Source organism: Flavobacterium sp. 2, assembly GCF_049949195.1.
Classification (GTDB): Bacteria; Bacteroidota; Bacteroidia; order Flavobacteriales; family Flavobacteriaceae; genus Flavobacterium.
The window spans coordinates 1,783,303-1,804,543 of sequence record NZ_CP188206.1; the positions used below are offsets into that span (position 1 = coordinate 1,783,303).

14 protein-coding genes, 2 tRNA genes and 3 rRNA genes are annotated in these 21,241 nt (G+C 37.4%); 8 read left to right on the plus strand and 11 right to left on the minus strand.

All coding sequences use genetic code 11. The features are described 5' to 3' along the window. Positions 1 to 514 precede the first annotated feature (514 nt). Both ACNFIH_RS07595 and ACNFIH_RS07600 read left to right on the plus strand, forming a co-directional pair. Positions 515 to 1,132 carry a DUF6088 family protein gene (locus ACNFIH_RS07595; protein WP_426486159.1) on the plus strand — a complete coding sequence of 206 codons (618 nt, stop codon included), beginning with the start codon at positions 515 to 517 and terminating at the stop codon, positions 1,130 to 1,132. Further along, entirely contained in the window at positions 1,081 to 2,157 is a 1,077-nt protein-coding gene (locus tag ACNFIH_RS07600; protein WP_426486160.1) for a nucleotidyl transferase AbiEii/AbiGii toxin family protein, read from the plus strand. The genes ACNFIH_RS07595 and ACNFIH_RS07600 overlap by 52 nt, the downstream gene beginning before the upstream one ends. Positions 2,158 to 2,205: 48 nt before the next feature. Here the strand turns inward: ACNFIH_RS07600 and ACNFIH_RS07605 are convergent, their stop codons facing one another. From ACNFIH_RS07605 to ACNFIH_RS07615, 3 genes are all read right to left on the minus strand, one after another. Further along, positions 2,206 to 2,985 (minus strand): metallophosphoesterase, encoded by a 780-nt coding sequence (locus ACNFIH_RS07605; RefSeq protein ID WP_426486161.1) that lies wholly within the window; start codon positions 2,983 to 2,985, stop codon positions 2,206 to 2,208. Between the two features lie 81 nt (positions 2,986 to 3,066). Next, on the minus strand, positions 3,067 to 3,348 hold the full coding sequence (locus tag ACNFIH_RS07610) for a helix-turn-helix domain-containing protein (protein ID WP_294787275.1): 282 nt from the start codon (positions 3,346 to 3,348) through the stop codon (positions 3,067 to 3,069). Positions 3,349 to 3,389: 41 nt separating this feature from the next. Further along, on the minus strand, positions 3,390 to 3,806 hold the full coding sequence (locus ACNFIH_RS07615) for a hypothetical protein (protein ID WP_426486162.1): 417 nt from the start codon (positions 3,804 to 3,806) through the stop codon (positions 3,390 to 3,392). A gap of 1,358 nt (positions 3,807 to 5,164) precedes the next feature. Here ACNFIH_RS07615 and ACNFIH_RS07620 point away from each other — a divergent pair. Beyond that, positions 5,165 to 6,184, plus strand: coding sequence for a proline-specific peptidase family protein (locus ACNFIH_RS07620; RefSeq protein ID WP_426486163.1), 1,020 nt, complete (start codon positions 5,165 to 5,167; stop codon positions 6,182 to 6,184). Positions 6,185 to 6,488: 304 nt separating this feature from the next. Here ACNFIH_RS07620 and rrf read toward each other — a convergent pair. From rrf to ACNFIH_RS07660, 8 genes are all read right to left on the minus strand, one after another. Beyond that, positions 6,489 to 6,598: ribosomal RNA gene (rrf, locus tag ACNFIH_RS07625) — 5S ribosomal RNA — on the minus strand. Positions 6,599 to 6,762: 164 nt separating this feature from the next. Next, positions 6,763 to 9,644: ribosomal RNA gene (locus ACNFIH_RS07630) — 23S ribosomal RNA — on the minus strand. 137 nt (positions 9,645 to 9,781) lie between these two features. After that, a tRNA-Ala gene (locus ACNFIH_RS07635) sits at positions 9,782 to 9,855 on the minus strand. A gap of 89 nt (positions 9,856 to 9,944) precedes the next feature. Further along, positions 9,945 to 10,018, minus strand: a tRNA-Ile gene (locus ACNFIH_RS07640). Positions 10,019 to 10,145: 127 nt separating this feature from the next. Continuing rightward, a 16S ribosomal RNA gene (locus ACNFIH_RS07645) occupies positions 10,146 to 11,659 on the minus strand. Together the 16S, 23S and 5S rRNA genes with 2 tRNA genes alongside form the textbook arrangement of a ribosomal RNA operon. Before the next feature lie 667 nt (positions 11,660 to 12,326). Next, positions 12,327 to 12,644, minus strand: a complete 318-nt coding sequence (locus ACNFIH_RS07650) for a hypothetical protein (RefSeq protein WP_426486164.1) — start codon at positions 12,642 to 12,644, stop codon at positions 12,327 to 12,329. A gap of 13 nt (positions 12,645 to 12,657) precedes the next feature. Next, entirely contained in the window at positions 12,658 to 13,674 is a 1,017-nt protein-coding gene (locus ACNFIH_RS07655) for an LLM class flavin-dependent oxidoreductase (RefSeq protein WP_426486165.1), read from the minus strand. Between the two features lie 95 nt (positions 13,675 to 13,769). Next, complete coding sequence (locus ACNFIH_RS07660; RefSeq protein WP_426486166.1) at positions 13,770 to 14,981, minus strand: polysaccharide deacetylase family protein; 1,212 nt, start codon at positions 14,979 to 14,981, stop codon at positions 13,770 to 13,772. 169 nt (positions 14,982 to 15,150) lie between these two features. Here ACNFIH_RS07660 and ACNFIH_RS07665 point away from each other — a divergent pair, with 169 nt between their 5' ends. The 5 genes from ACNFIH_RS07665 to kdpB all read left to right on the plus strand — a co-directional run bounded on the left by ACNFIH_RS07665 (position 15,151) and on the right by kdpB (position 21,160). Then, positions 15,151 to 16,500 (plus strand): sigma-54-dependent transcriptional regulator, encoded by a 1,350-nt coding sequence (locus tag ACNFIH_RS07665; protein ID WP_426486167.1) that lies wholly within the window; start codon positions 15,151 to 15,153, stop codon positions 16,498 to 16,500. Positions 16,501 to 16,728: 228 nt separating this feature from the next. Continuing rightward, the gene (locus tag ACNFIH_RS07670; protein WP_026985832.1) at positions 16,729 to 17,010 is read left to right on the plus strand and encodes a DUF7674 family protein; all 282 of its coding nucleotides are present in this window, start codon (positions 16,729 to 16,731) and stop codon (positions 17,008 to 17,010) included. Between the two features lie 180 nt (positions 17,011 to 17,190). Beyond that, positions 17,191 to 17,268: a K(+)-transporting ATPase subunit F gene (kdpF, locus tag ACNFIH_RS07675; protein ID WP_081909388.1), complete on the plus strand. Its 78-nt coding sequence runs from the start codon at positions 17,191 to 17,193 to the stop codon at positions 17,266 to 17,268. 103 nt (positions 17,269 to 17,371) lie between these two features. Continuing rightward, positions 17,372 to 19,093, plus strand: a complete 1,722-nt coding sequence (gene kdpA / locus ACNFIH_RS07680) for a potassium-transporting ATPase subunit KdpA (protein ID WP_426486168.1) — start codon at positions 17,372 to 17,374, stop codon at positions 19,091 to 19,093. A 9-nt stretch (positions 19,094 to 19,102) separates the two neighbouring features. Next, positions 19,103 to 21,160 (plus strand): potassium-transporting ATPase subunit KdpB, encoded by a 2,058-nt coding sequence (kdpB, locus tag ACNFIH_RS07685; RefSeq protein ID WP_426486169.1) that lies wholly within the window; start codon positions 19,103 to 19,105, stop codon positions 21,158 to 21,160. Positions 21,161 to 21,241 lie beyond the last annotated feature (81 nt).

The following is a 21,241-nucleotide window of genomic DNA, read 5'->3' on the forward strand; positions in this document are numbered from 1 at the left end:
ATTTTAAATTCACATAGAAAAAGAATCTTAAAATTAAGTAAATGCAGAAACATCAAATTTATGATCTCTATTTCAAAGTAAATATTACTTGCCTTTACAACATTTCACAGGGCTTATTGCAAAAACAAAAAAACTAACAATCAACCGTTTAACCAAAACAAAACATCTCCAAACTCTTGACTTTCTCAAAAAAAAAGACTAACTTTGCCTAAATGGATACATGAGACGCTTATTGCTTAAACAATAACGCTTTTTCCAAAATTAAGTAAGCAATAAGCGTCTCATGTATCCATTTAGAGACTGATAGTTCTTCATCACAAAGACTTCGTCTTTGTGATGAAGAACTATCGTAAATTTTACCATCCGACTTAAAAATCCTGTACATTTAACTTTCCACCTTAAAGTAAATTACAAGGTACATTCTACAAAAAAATCACTCCATTCCATAAGAACATAAAATTAATATATTTGTCGCAAATATTTACTATATTTGCGACAAAATAGCACTTAAAAAATGACAGAAAGCACTGAAGATAAAGTAATTGAACGTATAAAAAAAGCCAAGAGGGGGTCTGTGTTTTTTACTGACGATTTTCTTCGTTTCGGAAGTGCAAAAACAATCAGTAAATCCTTAGAACGACTTACTGAAAAAAAAGAAATCATGAGAGTTTCCAGAGGTATTTATACAAGGCCCGAAATAAACAAAACCCTTGGAATCACAATAACTCCTTCAATTGAGAATATCGCAAAGGCAATAGCGCGTCGAGATCGGGCACGCATTATTCCTACCGGTGCATATTCTCTAAACATTCTTGGACTTTCTACACAGATACCAATGAATGCTGTATATCTTACTGATGGTGTTGCCAGAAAAATAGCAATAGGAAAAAGATCGCTACATTTTAAAAAAACGGCAACAAAAAATCTGGCCTCCATTGGAGAAATAAGCGGACTGGTAATTCAAGGCCTTAAGGCATTGGGAAAAGACCAGCTTAATGAGGACGAGATATTAAAAGTAATTGAAATATTAAAAAAAGAAAAGATCGAACGCCTGCGTCATGATATCAAATTAGCTCCTGAATGGATCCGAACAATAATGAAAGCGGCATTACCAGAAAACCAGCAGCTATGATAAAAAATTGGATTTCATTAACAGATGAAGAAAAAGCAGGTTTATTTACAGAAGCAGCAGCACAAAAAGGGCTTCCTGCTTACGCTGTTGAAAAAGACTGGTGGGTCACTGTGACACTGCTGGCAATTTTTACCTCCCAATATTCAGATCATCTCATATTCAAAGGAGGAACTTCATTAAGTAAAGCTTACAATTTAATTGAACGATTCTCTGAGGATATTGATCTTGCTATAGATAGAAGTTTCCTTAAATTCCCAGGAGAACTTTCTAAAACTGCGATCAAAAAACTTCGCAAAGCTTCTGGGCAATTTATCATTACTGACTTCAAAAATGAACTTGAAGCACAACTTTTAAAAATTGGGATACCAAGTACTCTCTTCAGCCTCAAAACTGATGAAAATATCGATGACACAAGCGACCCGCACTCAATTGAACTAATATACAAGCCTGTAATTAATCATGGATCAGGTTACTTGCCTCAAAGAGTTCTGATCGAAATCGGAGCCAGATCACTAAGAGAGCCCTCTGAAATGCGTCCTATTTCATCCATACTTGATGAAACATTCCCTGAACAATCTTTTAATATCCCTGCTTTTAATGCAAACGTAGTATTACCATCCAGAACTTTTCTTGAGAAAGTTTTTCTGCTTCATGAAGAATTTAGTAAGCCTGTTGATAAGATCAGATTTAGTAGGCTGACCAGACATTTATATGATCTAGAAAAAGTTATGGATAATGAATACGGAATTTCTGCGGTTAAGGATAAAAATCTATTTTTTACCATTGTAGAATTTAGGCAAAAATACACCGCAGTGAGAGGTATATCTTATGAAAGACACACCCATTCTACTTTATCATTCCTTCCACCTCCAGAAGTAGATGAAGCATGGAGACAGGACTATACAGAAATGAGAGAAAATATGTTCTATGGCGCAACACTTAGCTATGATATGCTAAAAGAAAGACTAAATGTTCTTAATGATCGCTTTAAAGAGAACGGCCTTAACTCACAGAACGACAACTAAAAGAAAAACATCAAATCTAAATTCGAAACCATTGGTAAAAAAAATTTCCTATCTTAAATTTTTAACAATAAAAACCTTATCAGCGGCAAATCTTTCATTTTCACCTCTCTGAACATACCCAAGCTGGTTTGTTACCACATTTGTATTTCCAATTTTAAAATCTTTAGTATTATAATGGCTGTGTCCATAAATCCAGCACATTGGGTCGAACCTCTCAATAAGCTCTGAAAGCTCAACAGCAAAAGCTTCATTCAATAGGCTCTTTTTATACATTTTCGGATATTTTTTAAAAGTTGGAACATGATGAGTTGCAACGACAACTTTTTTAAAATCTACTATTTCCAAGGCGTTACTAATAAAATCTACATTCTCAAAATACAGCTTATTGTAATTATCTGCCGAAAACCTGTCTCCATCGTATTTGACAACATGAAAATCACTAAGTCCTTTTTCAATATTTAATCGGGAAACCTCACTAATGTGAGACCATAGAGTCGAGAAAACCAATTTTAAATTATCATATTCTACAACATAATTATTTAGAAGGATTACATTATTCCTAATCTTTTCATAAAAAGTTCCTGTTTTCAGAAGAGCATCAAAATAGTAATACTCATGATTTCCAGGAATCCAATATGTCATTTGGAAATTATCGGATAAGAAATCAAAAAAATCCTGATGTTTATCCATGAGCGAAAAAGGTACAATATCCCCAGCCAGAATTAAGATATCTCCGTTTGGAATTAAGGGATTATCTCTAATGAATTCTTTGTTTTTAATAAACTCCAGATGCAGATCTGAAGCATATTGAATTCTGTTTATCTCCATATTATTATTATTTTTTTAAAGAAACAAGACTCCCAAAAAGAAAGAAAGTTGCTCTTTATATTGTTATAAAAAAAGATTCATTCAGAGACTATTTTTACGAAGAGTTTCCTCAATCTTCACACTATCGTAAAGAAATATATCTCCTAGTTTAGTATATGGAAGAATCCCAGTCTGCCTGTATTTTATAATAGTATTATTAGACAGACCAAATATCTTTTTTAAATCTTCATTTCTGTAATAGGCAGGTCTCAAGGTTTTCCCTTTACTGATTTTTGAATCGATCACTTCCAGTTTTACCATTAAAGGATCTATAATATTTTTAATCTCCATTATAAAAGCCTGTCTCTTTTCTTTCTTTGTCATATTGAATTGTTTGTTAATGTTATATTTTTTTCATCCCGACCTTACCAGTTCTCAAGTTTTCTTTTTCGCCCCATCAATATCCCAATCAAGTCATCTAAAAATTTAATCTGTTTCTCTTTATAAGTATAACCTTTACACTCTGAAAACTGTCTACTTATTCTAGTTATTTTTTTCTGAACTCCTTCATTATTTTTATATGTAAAATTTTCACTTACAAATTCCTGAATACTGATTCGATTTTTTTTCACATCAGTTGGATCAAAAAATAAAAGACCTTCATCCATTAGGATATAAAAAAGAATTGCAAGCTCACTTTTACTATAAGAGCTTTTGCATCTTTCAGACGATGATTGATTACTCTGAAAATCATTTAAGAGCAATAAGTTTTCAATCTTTTTCACCCTCATATCGAGCTTAAAGAAATTATCTAAAATTTCAGAGGTCTTGGCTTTCGTCATTTAAATAAATTATTATTTCTGATTTTTTCCCAACAGAAGTTTCTGTCGAACAATTAGCCATAATGCTTTTAGCTATTAAGCTGTAAAACAAATCTGACTATAAACAATGCTAAAGTAATTGTCGAAAATGGGATTATCTGTATCATTTGTCACACTCGACCTTTTTATTTATTTAACTTTTAAGTTTTTACATTACATTTAAAACATATAAACTCCCGCAGAAAAGAAGTATTGGAATACAATTATGTATTTTAAGAAAATTATGATAAGGGTAAAAATCTCCAAATTTTGAAGTATTAGTAATTTTACTGCTTTAGCAGTAAAAAATGTATTTTGAAAATTCAGAGGATCCAAAATGAATATAAAAAGGCTCTTTTACTGCTAAAGCAGTAAATATTGCTGTTTTATAATGACTTTAAGAAAAGTGTGCCTCTTAATCACAAATAAACACGTTAAAATGCTTAAACATATTGAATAGCTATCAGGTGCATATTTCAATACACTTCGGGTCTTAGGTCTCCAGGAAGATTTTCTTAAACTTGCAAATGATGATACTTTTGGACGAAATTACAAGACTTAGAGTTGTTATAATTTAGTAGAGGTGGCCCTGTTATTATTAAATATGTATATTCTATTATATGCAAAAGCATATATTCTTAAAAGTATACGCTTTTTTATATTCAAAAGCATATAATTTGCTATAGAATAAAAACATTGGAAGCATCATTAAATTATGTATTCACATTAAACACACATACAAATAACTGCATCAGAAATTGATTATGTTATAAAAAAATGTATTTTTGTCATATTAAAAAAAATATAATTATAACCAATTAATAAACAAGACGTTACACGCTAAATTAGCACGTTTTAAAGTTCGTGGCAGAATCGTGGCGCAACAGGTAAAAAATATTATAAATGCAGTATAAGAGCGGGATGCGGAGCTTAAGTTCGAATCCCTCTTTCTCCGCTGAATTTCAAAACCTCAATATTTTTATTGAGGTTTTTTTTTGCTTTATACCGAAATAACTTATATATAATAAAGTTTAATTTCGATACTAGTTCAACCATAAAAACTACTCTTTATTCATTTAAGCCATAGAATAATACGTAATTCCAAAACTAAGTTTGCGCGCTCCCCTCAATTAATGAACTTCATAAAGCTTACATATATAATAATAAAAATCTAATAAAAACAAGCATCCAGTTACTCAGAACAAAACAATCATTAAAAATAACCACACATTAAATTTAAAGCTAAAAAAAACCAATATTTTCAATTTTTCAATCATTCACTTTTATTTTGTATTTTAGTGTAAAATAAACTACAGTAAACCTCTTAAATAAAAATAAAAATGTATCGTACACTACTTATTTTATTACTCAGTTTAACAATTTCCTGTCAGAAAGAAAACCACACCCAATTACTGACTGACTATTTTACATACAAAGAAAATAGCACATTAGAATCTGCAGGGGTAAAAATGATTCCAATTAAAACACCTGTTGGAAATTTTAAAGTATGGACAAAACGTTTTGGAACTAATCCAAAAATTAAGATACTTTTATTACATGGAGGCCCAGCAATGACACATGAATATATGGAATGCTTTGAAACATTTTTCCAACGAGAAGGCTTCGAATTTTATGAATACGATCAACTTGGATCCTACTATAGCGATCAGCCAAAAGACAGCACTTTATGGACCACGGAACGATTTGTAGAAGAAGTAGAACAAGTACGCAAAGCAATTAACGCAGATAAAGAAAACTTCTACGTTTTAGGAAATTCCTGGGGCGGAATCCTTGCAATGGAATATGCTCTAAAATATCAGCAAAACCTAAAAGGGTTGTTAATTTCAAATATGATGGCAAGTGCCCCTGACTATGGAAAATATGCTGAAAAAGTGCTTTCAAAGCAAATGAAGCCAGAAATACTAACTGAAATAAGAACATTAGAAGCCAAAAAAGATTTTAACAATCCAAGATACATGGAGCTTTTAATTCCAAACTTCTATCACGAACATTTATGTCGATTAAAAGAATGGCCAGACGGACTAAATAGGGCATCAAAACACGTAAATGGAGAAATCTATACGATGATGCAAGGGCCAAGTGAATTTGGAATCAGCGGTCGTTTAGCAAAATGGGACATTAAAAATCGCTTACATGAGATAGAAGTACCAACTCTCATGATTGGAGCCAAATATGACACAATGGATCCAAAAGCAATGGAAGAACAAAGCAAACTAGTCAAAAAAGGACGTTTTTTATATTGCCCAAACGGTAGTCATCTTGCTATGTGGGATGATCAACAAATATTTATGAAGGGTGTTATTGAGTTCATTCATGACGTTGACACAAAAAAAATGTAAAAAGCACTGATTGCTCATTTCCAATAGAATGAAACTTCTAAAAAATTCACATAAAGAGTTGCATTAAAAACAAAAACTGTTTTTTAACTTCCTTTCATGACGTTCCCTTGGGCGTACTCTTTGTAAAATCTATTTCGGAAGTAGTTTCAGGAAAATCGAGCAGCTGCTGGTTTCCCGCAAAAGGATGCCGCTCCCATCACTAACGCGCTTCGGGGTAAATGATAAGTTTCAGTTCCAGAAGATTTCTCCAAAGTGGTTATAAAACAAAAAATCCCTCCCGATAAATCGGGAAGGATTCTCAAAAGAAAGGCGACGACATACTCTCCCACAAAATTGCAGTACCATCTGCGCAGGCGGGCTTAACTTCTCTGTTCGGGATGGGAAGAGGTGAGCCCCGCCGCAATAACCACCTTAAGGTTTTTAGTTGTTGGTTTTTGGTTGTCGGATTTCTCCATCAACTATCAACTCTTGACCATCAACTGCTCTGCGTCGAGCTAATATTTTAACATACTGAGATAAAGAAAAGAAGTATTTGTTTAGAAAGTTTCCTCCCTCCGATTGCTCGGAGGGAAAAGGGTGTACATAAGCTTACGGATTATTAGTACTACTCGACTATGACATTACTGCCTTTACATCTATAGCCTATCAACGTGGTCATCTTCCACGATCCTTAAAAGAAATCTCATCTTGTGGTGGGTTTCGCGCTTATATGCTTTCAGCGCTTATCCCTTCCCAACGTAGCTACTCTGCGGTGCCCCTGGCGGGACAACAGATACACTAGAGGTTAGTCCAATTCGGTCCTCTCGTACTAGAATCAGATCCACTCAAATTTCTAACGCCCACAGTAGATAGAGACCGAACTGTCTCACGACGTTCTGAACCCAGCTCGCGTGCCACTTTAATGGGCGAACAGCCCAACCCTTGGGACCTTCTCCAGCCCCAGGATGTGACGAGCCGACATCGAGGTGCCAAACCCCCCCGTCGATATGAGCTCTTGGGGGAGATCAGCCTGTTATCCCCGGCGTACCTTTTATCCTTTGAGCGATGGCCCTTCCATGCGGAACCACCGGATCACTATGCTCTACTTTCGTACCTGATCGACCTGTATGTCTCTCAGTCAAGCTCCCTTATGCCATTGCACTCTACGCACGGTTACCAAGCGTACTGAGGGAACCTTTAGAAGCCTCCGTTACTCTTTTGGAGGCGACCACCCCAGTCAAACTACCCACCAAGCACTGTCCCCCGCAACACGGGGTTAGGCCTCAGATAAACAAAGGGTTGTATTTCAACAATGACTCCACAACGCCTGGCGACGCCGCTTCACAGTCTCCAACCTATCCTACACATCATTTATCCAAGGTCAATACTAAGCTATAGTAAAGGTGCACAGGGTCTTTTCGTCCCACTGCGGGTAAACGGCATCTTCACCGTTACTACAATTTCACCGAGCTCATGGCTGAGACAGTGTCCAGATCGTTACACCATTCGTGCAGGTCGGAACTTACCCGACAAGGAATTTCGCTACCTTAGGACCGTTATAGTTACGGCCGCCGTTTACTGGGGCTTCAATTCAATGCTTCTCCGAAGATAACATCTCCTCTTAACCTTCCAGCACCGGGCAGGTGTCAGGCCCTATACTTCATCTTACGATTTTGCAGAGCCCTGTGTTTTTGATAAACAGTCGCCTGGACCTCTTCACTGCGGCCCCCATTGCTGGGGGCGACCTTTCTCCCGAAGTTACAGGTCTATTTTGCCTAATTCCTTAGCCATGAATCTCTCGAGCACCTTAGGATTCTCTCCTCAACTACCTGTGTCGGTTTACGGTACTGGTACTAATTACCTGAAGTTTAGAGGTTTTTCTTGGAAGCCCTTAGGCGCACTATCTCTTTGTCCGAAGACTCCGAGTACTATCGTATTTCACCAAAACCTGCGGATTTGCCTACAGGTCTTATAGCTAGGTACTTCAACGAACTATTCCGTCAGTTCGCGGCGCTTTCATCACTCCGTCACCCCATCACAGTAATTAGTAGTACGGGAATATTAACCCGTTGGCCATCGACTGTCCCTTTCGGGTTCGCCTTAGGACCAGACTAACCCACAGCTGATTAGCATAGCTGTGGAAACCTTAGTTTTTCGGTGTGCGGGTTTCTCGCCCGCATTATCGTTACTTATGCCTACATTTTCTTTTCTGACCAGTCCAGCATACCTTACGATACACCTTCAACCCTGTCAGAATGCTCCCCTACCACTTGCAATTGCTTGCAAATCCATAGCTTCGGTAATATGTTTATGCCCGATTATTATCCATGCTCGTCCGCTCGACTAGTGAGCTGTTACGCACTCTTTAAATGAATGGCTGCTTCCAAGCCAACATCCTAGCTGTCTGGGCAGACAAACCTCGTTCTTTCAACTTAACATATATTTGGGGACCTTAGCTGATGGTCTGGGTTCTTTCCCTCTCGGACTTGGACCTTAGCACCCAAGCCCTCACTGCTGTGAAACATTATATAGCATTCGGAGTTTGTCAGGAATTGGTAGGCGGTGAAGCCCCCGCATCCAATCAGTAGCTCTACCTCTATATAACTATCATCAGCGCTGCACCTAAATGCATTTCGGGGAGTACGAGCTATTTCCGAGTTTGATTGGCCTTTCACCCCTACCCACAGGTCATCCGAAGACTTTTCAACGTCAACCGGTTCGGTCCTCCACTGTGTGTTACCACAGCTTCAACCTGCCCATGGGTAGATCACACGGTTTCGCGTCTAACACTACTGACTAAAGCGCCCTATTCAGACTCGCTTTCGCTACGGATCCATGGCTTAACCACTTATCCTTGCCAGCAACGTTAACTCGTAGGCTCATTATGCAAAAGGCACGCCGTCACCCCACTAAAGGGCTCCGACCGCTTGTAAGCGTATGGTTTCAGGATCTATTTCACTCCGTTATTCACGGTTCTTTTCACCTTTCCCTCACGGTACTGGTTCACTATCGGTCTCTCAGGAGTATTTAGCCTTAGCGGATGGTCCCGCCAAATTCAGACAGGGTTTCACGTGCCCCGCCCTACTCAGGATACCACTATTCATTACATTTATTACCCATACGGGGCTATCACCCTCTATGGCGTCACTTTCCAATAACTTCCGGTTCTGCATGCATGAAATGTCGTGGTCCTACAACCCCAACAATGCCGTAACATTATTGGTTTGGGCTAATCCGCGTTCGCTCGCCACTACTTACGGAATCACTTTTGTTTTCTTCTCCTCCGCCTACTTAGATGTTTCAGTTCAGCGGGTTTGCCCACCTATCGGTGTACTATGTCTTCAACATAGTGGGTTGCCCCATTCGGATATCTGCGGATCAATCGATGTGTGCTCGTCCCCGCAGCTTTTCGCAGCTTATCACGTCCTTCTTCGCCTCTGAGAGCCTAGGCATCCCCCATACGCCCTTATTTTGCTTATTGTACCAATCTTGTTCCTAAAAACAAGACCGTTTTTTTTTTGTTTTCTACAATAAATTGTAAAAAACGCTTTCTACTTTTTATTATTTTCTTATCTCAATATGTCAATGAACTTTTATTTACTTCTTCAAGTAAATTCGTGGAGAATAACGGAGTCGAACCGTTGACCTCCTGCGTGCAAGGCAGGCGCTCTAGCCAGCTGAGCTAATCCCCCAATCTAATTATGAATTGTGAATTATGAATTATGAATTTATATTCATAAGAACTCAACTCTAGAATTTCCTTTTTTTTTAAGCCAAATAGTAGTCCCGGGCAGACTCGAACTGCCGACCCCTACATTATCAGTGTAGTACTCTAACCAGCTGAGCTACGAGACTCTGTTTTACTTAAGTTTTATCATTTTTTTAAATTAACAGCAAGAGTAATAAAATCCTCAATTCAGACCCATTTCGATCCGCATCTTTTTTCCCCAACGTGTGCAAGCACTAACATTCGAGGCTCTAGAAAGGAGGTGTTCCAGCCGCACCTTCCGGTACGGCTACCTTGTTACGACTTAGCCCTAGTTACCAGTTTTACCCTAGGCAGCTCCTTGCGGTCACCGACTTCAGGCACCCCCAGCTTCCATGGCTTGACGGGCGGTGTGTACAAGGCCCGGGAACGTATTCACCGGATCATGGCTGATATCCGATTACTAGCGATTCCAGCTTCACGGAGTCGAGTTGCAGACTCCGATCCGAACTGTGACCGGCTTTGTAGATTCGCTCCTGGTCACCCAGTGGCTGCTCTCTGTACCGGCCATTGTAGCACGTGTGTAGCCCAAGGCGTAAGGGCCGTGATGATTTGACGTCATCCCCACCTTCCTCACAGTTTGCACTGGCAGTCTTGTTAGAGTTCCCGACATGACTCGCTGGCAACTAACAACAGGGGTTGCGCTCGTTATAGGACTTAACCTGACACCTCACGGCACGAGCTGACGACAACCATGCAGCACCTTGTAAATTGTCTTGCGAAAGTTCTGTTTCCAAAACGGTCAATCTACATTTAAGCCTTGGTAAGGTTCCTCGCGTATCATCGAATTAAACCACATGCTCCACCGCTTGTGCGGGCCCCCGTCAATTCCTTTGAGTTTCATTCTTGCGAACGTACTCCCCAGGTGGGATACTTATCACTTTCGCTTAGCCACTGAAGTTGCCCCCAACAGCTAGTATCCATCGTTTACGGCGTGGACTACCAGGGTATCTAATCCTGTTCGCTACCCACGCTTTCGTCCATCAGCGTCAATCCATTAGTAGTAACCTGCCTTCGCAATTGGTATTCCATGTAATCTCTAAGCATTTCACCGCTACACTACATATTCTAGTTACTTCCTAATAATTCAAGTTCAGCAGTATCAATGGCCGTTCCACCGTTGAGCGATGGGCTTTCACCACTGACTTACTAAACCGCCTACGGACCCTTTAAACCCAATGATTCCGGATAACGCTTGGATCCTCCGTATTACCGCGGCTGCTGGCACGGAGTTAGCCGATCCTTATTCTTACGATACCGTCAAGACATTACACGTAATGTTGTTTCTTCTCGTACAAAAGCAGTTTACAATCCATAGGACCGTCATCCTGCACGCGGCATGGCTGGTTCAGGCTTGCGCCCATTGACCAATATTCCTCACTGCTGCCTCCCGTAGGAGTCTGGTCCGTGTCTCAGTACCAGTGTGGGGGATCTCCCTCTCAGGACCCCTACCCATCGTTGCCTTGGTAAGCCGTTACCTTACCAACTAGCTAATGGGACGCATGCTCATCTTTCACCGTTGTGACTTTAATAGTGTGTTGATGCCAACTCACTATACTATGAGGTATTAATCCAAATTTCTCTGGGCTATCCCTCTGTGAAAGGTAGATTGCATACGCGTTACGCACCCGTGCGCCGGTCTCTAGCTCCGAAGAACTATACCCCTCGACTTGCATGTGTTAAGCCTGCCGCTAGCGTTCATCCTGAGCCAGGATCAAACTCTTCATCGTATATTTTAATATTATATAGTCGATGCTTCCTCTAGTGGTTCTTTTCGAATCTATCGATTCCATTACTCTTATTCTATTTGTTCCGATTCTCATCGGAACGGCTGTCAATTCAATATGTCTACGAACGTAATTTTGTTTCCTTCGCTTGTCTCTCAAAGCGGGTGCAAAACTAAAAATTCTTTTTGTTTCTCGCAAGAAAAATTTAAAAAAATTTGAAACTTTTTTTTCGTCTCATATTCCAAACTTTCCTCCCAATCTCTCAATGAACTTTCCGTGTTTTGCGGGGTGCAAATGTAAAAAGCATTTTCAAATCTCACAAGCTTTTCGAAATCTTTTTTTGAAAATATTTTTCAGTTTAAATCGTCTCGCTTGCCAGTATTTCAGTGAACGCCTTTCGTTGTTGCGGGTGCAAAAGTAGAACCTTTATTCAGTTATACAAGCTTTTTTAGCCTCTTTTTTTCATCTTTTTTCGGATTATTTCTTAACTCACTGATAACGGATTCTTTACAAATCATTTTTTTTTGATTCTTTGTAGCGTTTTTCTGAATCAAGGTGCGGTTTTGATTCTTTTCGGGTCTTTTCTGCTTTCCGTTTTGTTGAATTTTTAGTCTTTCGGCCTCTTTTATGATAAGAAAACAGGATTCAAGGCTTACTTAAAATGCACTTTTTAGTCTCGCAGAGTCGCAAAGACGCAAAGTCTTCCCTTTTCAGGCTCCATTTTAACCGGAATCCTCTCTTCTTCCTCTGGATTTCTCCTGAAAACAGCTCCCATAGCCCCGATAGAAGCGGAAATCCTTTTGCTTTTTTCTTTAAAAAGCAAAAGATTGAAGCGGATAGCGGGAAACAGCTCCTTATATACAATCAAAAATTCGGATTTTCTACTCTTATATATAGTATAGCTTTCTAAATACATATATGTATAGAAAAAACAAACCCGACAGGTTTTCAAAAACTGTCGGGTTGCGTGAGTGAAATCTACTATCATATATTATGTATACTTATATATGTATACTTTCGTTTAAACTATCTATTACTTCTTTTGTAATTTGAATGCTTTTTAATTTTGCCTGATGATCAAAAATAGGACTTGTAACCATCAATTCATCAATGTTAGCGTAATTGATAAACTTTTTTAGATCTGTAATTAATTGTTCTTTGTTTCCCGTGAATGTTCCTGCTGTCATTTGATTAACATGATAGCGTTCTGCTTCATTCATAATATCGTCAAGCGAAGTAACCGGTGGCTGTAGACCTTTACGATCATTTCTAATTAAGTTTAGAAACATTTGGTATAAACTTGTAGACAATAATTCAGCTTCTTCATTTGTATCAGCTGCTATTATATTTACACACGCCATGGTTTTGGGTTTGTCTAAAAACTGCGAAGACTGAAAATTTTCACGATAGAATTCAAATGCCTGAATCATCAGTTTTGGAGCAAAATGTCCAGCAAAGGCATAAGGCAAACCATAGGCTGCGGCTAAAGCTGCACTTTCCATACTTGAACCTAAAATCCAAATTGGGACATTAAGACCTTCTGCTGGAAAAGCACGAACTTTTGCTGTTGCATTTTCGCTAGAAAAATATTCTTGGAGTTTGCTTACATTTTGAGGAAATCGCTGCGCTTGCTCAAAAAAGTCTTTCCGAATAGCTTCTGCAGTTGGCTGATCTGTTCCAGGCGCTCTTCCTAAACCTAAATCAATTCGGTTTGGATAAAGTGTTTCTAATGTTCCGAATTGTTCTGCCACTACTAAAGGAGAATGATTGGGCAACATAATTCCGCCTGAACCTACACGAATATTCTCGGTTTGACTTGCTACATATCCAATTAAAACAACCGTCGCTGTACTTGCAACGTGTGCCATATTGTGGTGTTCTGCAAGCCAGATTCTTTTGTATCCTAATTTATCTGCTAATAGCGCAATGTCTTTTGTTTTTTGAAATGTTTTGGTCGCGTTGCTATCTTGATTGATAATTGCAAGCTCTAATATTGAAACTGAAATTGGTTTTTTCATATAAAATAATGCTAAGGTGCAAAATTAAGTCATTTATATTGATGCACTTTGCTTTCTAATGTTAATTGAATTATAATATTTGTAGCTACAAATGTTTATTGTTTCAATTTCAGATGAATCAGCTTATGGTTTGTTTTACCATCATTTTTTATAATTAGACCTTTGCCAGATTCTATTTCGAATTTAGAAGAAGTCTCAATCGCTAATGAAATTTCTCGATATCTAAATGCTTCAGGGATTTCAGGAATTACAATTTTCACTTCTACATCTTTTCCTTTTTGTGTGTAATCAATTTTTATTCGATCCCTCAACCAGATATATTCGTAAACTTCCTGCCATGGCGCCATCCAGACTGAATCATTTCCTTTTACACCATATTTATCGGCTAGAGTCGTCATATAATATTTGAAATCAGGAAAACGCATGCTTAAGTTCCACAAATTTGTATTTCCTGTTCCGTGCGTGAATTCGTTAAACCAAGCTGGACTTGGCTGTTTTACAATTGAATCCAATGTTTTTAAATAACGATCCATTGTTTTAAAACTAGTTGTGTCTTTTGAACTCTGCACAAAAGTTCTGGCCGTAATCATTTTATCTAAATCCATTTTTGAATCGACTTTAAAAACTGGACCAACACCATAATAAGACGCTACCGAAAAATGTCCGTTATTAAGTGCTTCTTTTTCATATTCCAAATAATACTTTTCATCGCCTTCTCCGCCCGGAACTACAAAATGCGACATTGTAAAATCTAGATTTTGCTTAATCGAAGTTGTATTTTCATTTACTTCTGTTAAATAATTTGTACCGTGTTTTGTTGCATGATGAAAACCATGATTTAAAATATCCCAACCGGCGTTATACATTTCTTTAATTTCGGGCCACGAAAGATGTCCGCGGTTTGCTGGCAAATCGCGAATTGAACCGCCGTTTACAGCCAATGCTAATTTAAACGGAATTTTATTTCCAAATCCGTCTGAATAAAAAAGACCTTTTGAAGTTGTTCCGTCTCCGCCTTGATCAATTTTCCATTCGTTTTTATCAGAATTGCTGATTTTTCCGCCATTCAATAATGGAAATGCTGTTAAATAAGCTGATCGATATCCATCATCGAGCGTAAAACTATAAGCGAAATGTTTGTTATACTTTAAAGGAGCAACTTTAACTTGGACATTTTCTGTCGACTTTAATTTAATTTTAAATGAAATCGTTTTTGATTTTGAAGAATCTTTTTCGGTCACTTCATTTGAAAAACAAGTAAAACATCCGAAGAAAATTATAACGATAAGAATAATACGTTTTAACATAAATAATATTGGATTCAAATTTTGCTTAAAAGTACATTTCTTTTTGAGAAAAATATTTTAAAACCAAATTACTCTTTGAAAAATAATTTCCGTCGAATCAAAAAAGAGAATTGATTTAAAACCTAAATTTGTACATCAAAATACCCATTCGGTTTTAGCTTATCTGCAAATGACACACAAAATTTTAATTATAGACGACGAAGAAAAACTGAGAAGTCTGCTGGCGCGTATTATAAAATCGGAAGGATTTGAAGTTTTTGAAGCCAAAGATTTAAAATCAGGTTTTAAAAAACTGGAACAAACGGATATTGATGTTGTTTTATGTGATGTGAAACTGCCTGATGGAAATGGTGTTGATTTTCTTCAGAATATAAAAGGAAGTTTTCCTTTGACGGAAGTTATTTTGTTAACCGCTTTTGGAAATATTCCAGACGGTGTTCAGGCGATGAAAAATGGCGCTTTCGATTATATTGTAAAAGGCGACGACAACGATAAAATTATCCCGCTTCTTTATAAAGCGGTTGAAAAAGTGCATTTGCAAAAGAAAGTACAGCAACTTGAAAAACGCATCAACGATAAATATTCCTTCAGCACTATTGTTGGAAAATCGAAAGGAATTGAACAGGTTATTGATCTCGCACAAAAAGTAGCCAAAACCGATTCGACTGTTTTATTGACAGGAGAAACCGGAACTGGGAAAGAGGTTTTTGCACAGGCGATTCATGAAAACAGCAATCGTGTCGGAAAATCATTTGTGGCATTAAACTGCAGTACTTTTACAAAAGAAATTTTAGAAAGCGAACTTTTTGGTCATAAACAAGGTGCTTTTACGGGAGCTGTAAAAGATAAAAAGGGTTTTATTGAAGAAGCAAATGGCGGTACTTTATTTTTGGATGAAATTGGTGAAATGCCAATTGATCTCCAGGCCAAATTATTGCGTGTTTTAGAAACTTCAGAATATATTCCTGTTGGAGATACGACTCCGAAAAAATCAAACTTTAGATTGATTGCGGCTACAAACCGAGATTTAAAAACAGAAAGTGACGAACATCGTTTCCGTTCTGATTTGTATTTCCGTTTGAATATCTTCGAAATAAAATTGCCTTCTTTAAGAGAACGAATTAGAGATATTCCAGTCCTGACTAATCATTTCGTAAAACAGTTTTCTGAAAAAACGAATAAAAAAACTTTACATATTAGTGATGATTTTCTGCAGAAATTAGAAAATTATTCCTGGCCGGGAAATATCCGCGAACTTAAAAACATTATCGAAAGATCGGTTATTTTGAGTAATGGCGATACTTTAACTTCGGATGTTCTGCCTTACGAAATGCAAAATCAAGCGGAGAAAGGCACTAAATCTATGTCGGCTTTCTCGATGCAGAGTGTTGAAAAGCTCCATATTCAAAAGGTCTTAAACTATACAAAAGGAAATAAAGCAGAAACAGCAAGATTATTAGAAATTGGGATTGCGACTTTGTATAGAAAGCTGGAAGAATATGGGATAGAAAAGAATTAAATCTCAAAATTTAAAAATTCCAATATCAAAGTGGGTTACAATTAATAATTCACAATTAATAATTAATCTTATCATTTCAATAAAAGCTTATCATTTTGATAGGCTTTTATTGTGCCTAATTTTTGGCACAAAACTACATTCCTTTTATTGACAGCACTTTAGCTACCACTTGACTTTTTCGGAACATATTTTGGCATAAGGAGAGAGAACATTAAAAATTCATTCCAAATGAAAAATCAAGTAACCTCAATCTACAAACAAGCAGAACGCTTTGCCGAAATAACAAAAAAATCGATTATTTCCGGAAACATCGTTCGTGCAAAAAAATGTCTGGCTCTTGCCGAACGCCTATTTATTAGTGGAAGCATCGAAACTAAAAACGCCATTTCTAATGTCTATGTTTTTTCGGTTTCTTCTTTTATGGAAGTGCGTCACTGCAACATTTCACACCTTTTTCCTCAAACACTTAAAGCAGAATATATCAAGCAGGTTAATGCTTCGGGCGTATGAATATGTTGAATCGGTTAACTGTTTAATCGTTTAATCGAAAAAATCTAAAATCTATCCCGATAGCTATCGGGACTAAAATCTAAAATAATCCTTATGATCACTTTTCTTTTACTCGGGCTGGCCGTTGTGCTGTTTGCCATTTGTTTTCTCTCTGTTGAATTCTTTGAAAAAATCTAAATCATGACTGCACTATTTATTATTTCAATCGCTGTTTTCGTGTATTTGGTTTATGTATTAATCAAACCCGAAAAATTTTAAATCATGTAAAAAGTGAAATGCTTTATGTGAAATGTAAACTTAATTTATTCATCAACTCATTTTACAAATCACTCCTCACCTTTCACTAAAAAATATAAAAATTATGAACACAGAATTATTAGGCGTCATTGGTATTTTTATCCTAACCATTGTTTTAGCGATTCCTTTAGGAAAATATATTGCTAAAGTTTTCTTGGGAGATAAAACACTTCTTGATCCGATTTTCAATCCAATTGAAAAATTTATTTTTAAAATAAGCGGTATAAATCCTGCTGAAGAAATGAACTGGAAACAACACTTAAAAGCACTTTTAAGTATTAATATGGTTTGGTTCTTTCTTTGCTTTTTTGTCTTATTATTTCAGGGATCTTTGCCATTAAATCCAGATAATAATCCGTCCATGACGCCAGATTTGGCTTTTAATACGGCTATTTCATTTATCGTAAACTGTAATTTACAGCATTATTCAGGCGAAAGCGGGGTTTCTTACCTTTCACAAATCGTCTTGATGTTCCTGCAATTTGTTTCTGCCGGTATCGGAATGGCTGCTGCCGCAATGATTTTTACAGCAATGAAAGAAAGAACAACAGAAAAATTAGGTAATTTTTACGATTATTTTATCAAAAGCTGTACTCGTATTTTATTACCACTTTCAGTAATTGTGGCTGTTGCACTATTATTTAGCGGAACTCCAATGACTTTTGAAGGAAAAGATGCAATTACAACGCTTCAAGGTGATCATATAGAAGTTTCCCGCGGACCTGCTGCTGCCTTTATTGCTATTAAACATATTGGCACAAATGGTGGTGGTTTTTTTGGAGCCAACTCAGCGCATCCATTAGAAAACCCAACTTATTTTACTAACGGAGTTGAACTTTGGGCACAAATGATTATTCCGTTTGCGATGATTTTTGCTCTTGGATTTTACCTCAACAAAAGAAAACTTTCGAATATTATTTTTGGTGTAATGACGGTTGGATTTTTACTCTTAGTTGTTCCAACTGTTATGAGTGAAATCAACGGAAATCCTGCTATCGAAAAAATGGGAATCGCACAAACAACCGGAGCGATGGAAGGAAAAGAAGTTCGGTTTGGCCCAGCAATGTCAGGTTTCTGGAGTATTGCTACAACAGTAATTTCTACAGGTTCTGTAAACAGTATGCACGATAGTTCGATGCCGGTTTCTGGAGCTATGCAATTATTATCTATGATGGTAAATGCTTTTTACGGCGGATGCGGTGTTGGTGTTTTAAATTACTACATTTTCATTATTCTGGCTGTATTTATCTCTGGTTTAATGGTTGGCCGAACACCTGAATTTTTAGGTAAGAAAATCGAAGCTCGGGAAGTTAAAATTGCTGCTTTTATCGCGATTCTTCACCCTTTATTAATATTAGCCGGAACTGCTTTAGCCTCTTATTTTGCTGCACATGATACCGCAATGGGCTATTGGTTTAACGGCAACGCAACAGGCTGGTTAAATAATCCTGGCAATCACGGATTCTCAGAAATGTTATACGAATATACTTCAAGCGCTGCCAATAATGGTTCTGGTTTTGAAGGATTGGGAGATAATAATCCGTTCTGGAATATCACTACAGGAATTGTATTACTGTTAAGCCGTTTTATTCCAATCATTGGGCCATTAGCAATTGCAGGTTTACTGGCAGGTAAAAAATACATTCCAGAGAGCGCAGGGACTTTAAAAACGGATACCTCAATTTTCGGAATCATGACTTTCGCTGTAATCGCAATTATCGCTGCTTTATCATTCTTCCCAGCATTGGCTTTAGGTCCATTGGCAGAATTCTTTACTTTAAAATAATATAAAAAAATGACAACTAATAAATCCACATCATTGTTTGAAAGTAAACAGGTAAAAGAAGCCTTCATGCAGTCTTTTGTCAAGCTGAATCCAAAAATGATGATCAAAAATCCGGTAATGTTTACCGTAGAAATTGGAACAGCCATTATGTTTGCTGTCTGCGTTTCGATCTTAATGGGCGCAAATGACCAAGGAAGTTTTACTTATAACTTAATTGTATTTTTAATTTTACTGGCAACGCTTTTATTTGCCAATTTCGCCGAAGCCATTGCTGAAGCAAGAGGAAAAGCACAAGCCGACAGTTTAAGAAAAACAAGAGAAGAAACTCCTGCAAGACAGATTCTGCCAAACGGAGAAATCAAAAATATCAGTTCTTCGGCATTAAAAAAAGACGATATTTTCGTTTGTGAAGCTGGCGATTTAATTGCTGCCGATGGTGAAATTATCGAAGGTCTGGCAACAATCGACGAAAGTGCCATTACCGGAGAAAGTGCTCCCGTAATTCGGGAAGCTGGTGGAGATAAATCATCAGTAACCGGAGGAACAAAAGTATTATCTGATAAAATTAAAGTAAAAGTAACTTCCGAACCTGGCGAAAGCTTTTTGGATAAAATGATTGCTTTGGTTGAAGGTGCGAGCCGTCAGAAAACACCAAACGAAATTGCCCTAACCATTTTATTAGCAGCATTTACTTTAATTTTCGTGATTGTGTGCGTTACGCTAAAACCGTTTGCCGACTATGCCAACGCACCCATCACGATCGCGGCTTTCATTGCTTTGTTTGTTTGTTTGATTCCAACTACAATTGGAGGTTTACTTTCTGCGATTGGTATTGCAGGAATGGACAGAGCTTTACGAGCTAACGTAATTACAAAATCGGGGAAAGCGGTTGAAACTGCGGGAGATATTGATGTTTTACTTTTGGATAAAACCGGAACCATTACCATTGGAAACAGAAAAGCAACCAATTTTTATCCTACAAAAGGAATCTCTTTTGATGATTTCGTAAAATCGGCTGTTTTGAGTTCACTTGCTGATGATACTCCTGAAGGAAAAAGTATTTTGGAGTTAAGTGAAATAATCGATGTAAAAAATGAAACGAAAGCCAGCTTTTTACAAACTACTTCAGAAATCTCACACACCATTAAATTTACTGCCGAAACCCGAACTTCTGGAGTAATCCTAAAAGACGGAACTAATATTCGAAAAGGTGCACAAGACGCGGCAAAAAATATTGCACAGCAAGCCGGAAATTCTTTCCCCGAAGATACTGCGCAACAAGTTATTACCATTTCGTCTAACGGAGGAACTCCATTAGTAGTAATCAAAAACAATGAAGTTCAAGGTGTTATCGAACTTCAGGATATTATCAAAACCGGAATGAAAGAACGTTTTGAGCGTTTGCGTAGAATGGGAATCAAAACGGTTATGGTTACGGGAGATAATCCGCTTACAGCGAAATTTATTGCGGAAGCTGCCGGTGTTGATGATTTTATTGCCGAGGCTAAACCAGAGGATAAAATGAATTACATCAAAAAAGAACAGGCTGAAGGAAGATTGGTTGCTATGATGGGTGACGGAACAAATGATGCTCCTGCTCTTGCTCAAGCAAATGTTGGAGTTGCCATGAACAGTGGAACTCAAGCGGCAAAAGAAGCAGGAAACATGGTCGATCTTGACAATGACCCAACGAAACTAATCGAGATTGTTGAAATTGGAAAACAGCTTTTAATGACTCGAGGTACTTTAACTACTTTTTCTATTGCAAATGACGTTGCGAAATATTTTGCTATTGTTCCTGCTCTTTTTATTACTGCGATCCCTGCGCTTCAAGGTTTAAATATCATGCATTTGCATAGTCCTGAAAGTGCTATTTTATCAGCCGTAATTTTCAATGCGATTATCATTCCGATATTGATTCCGCTTGCGCTGAAAGGTGTTGATTATCGACCAATTGGAGCAAGTGCTATCTTAAAAAGAAATCTATTGATTTATGGCTTAGGTGGATTGATTGTTCCTTTTATTGGAATTAAGGTGATTGATTTAGTTGTTGCCTTATTTATGTAAAAATTAAACCTGACAGGTTTTAAAAACCTGTCAGGTTAACAAAAACTCAATTAAAAACACAGACTTTAAAACTATAAGCTT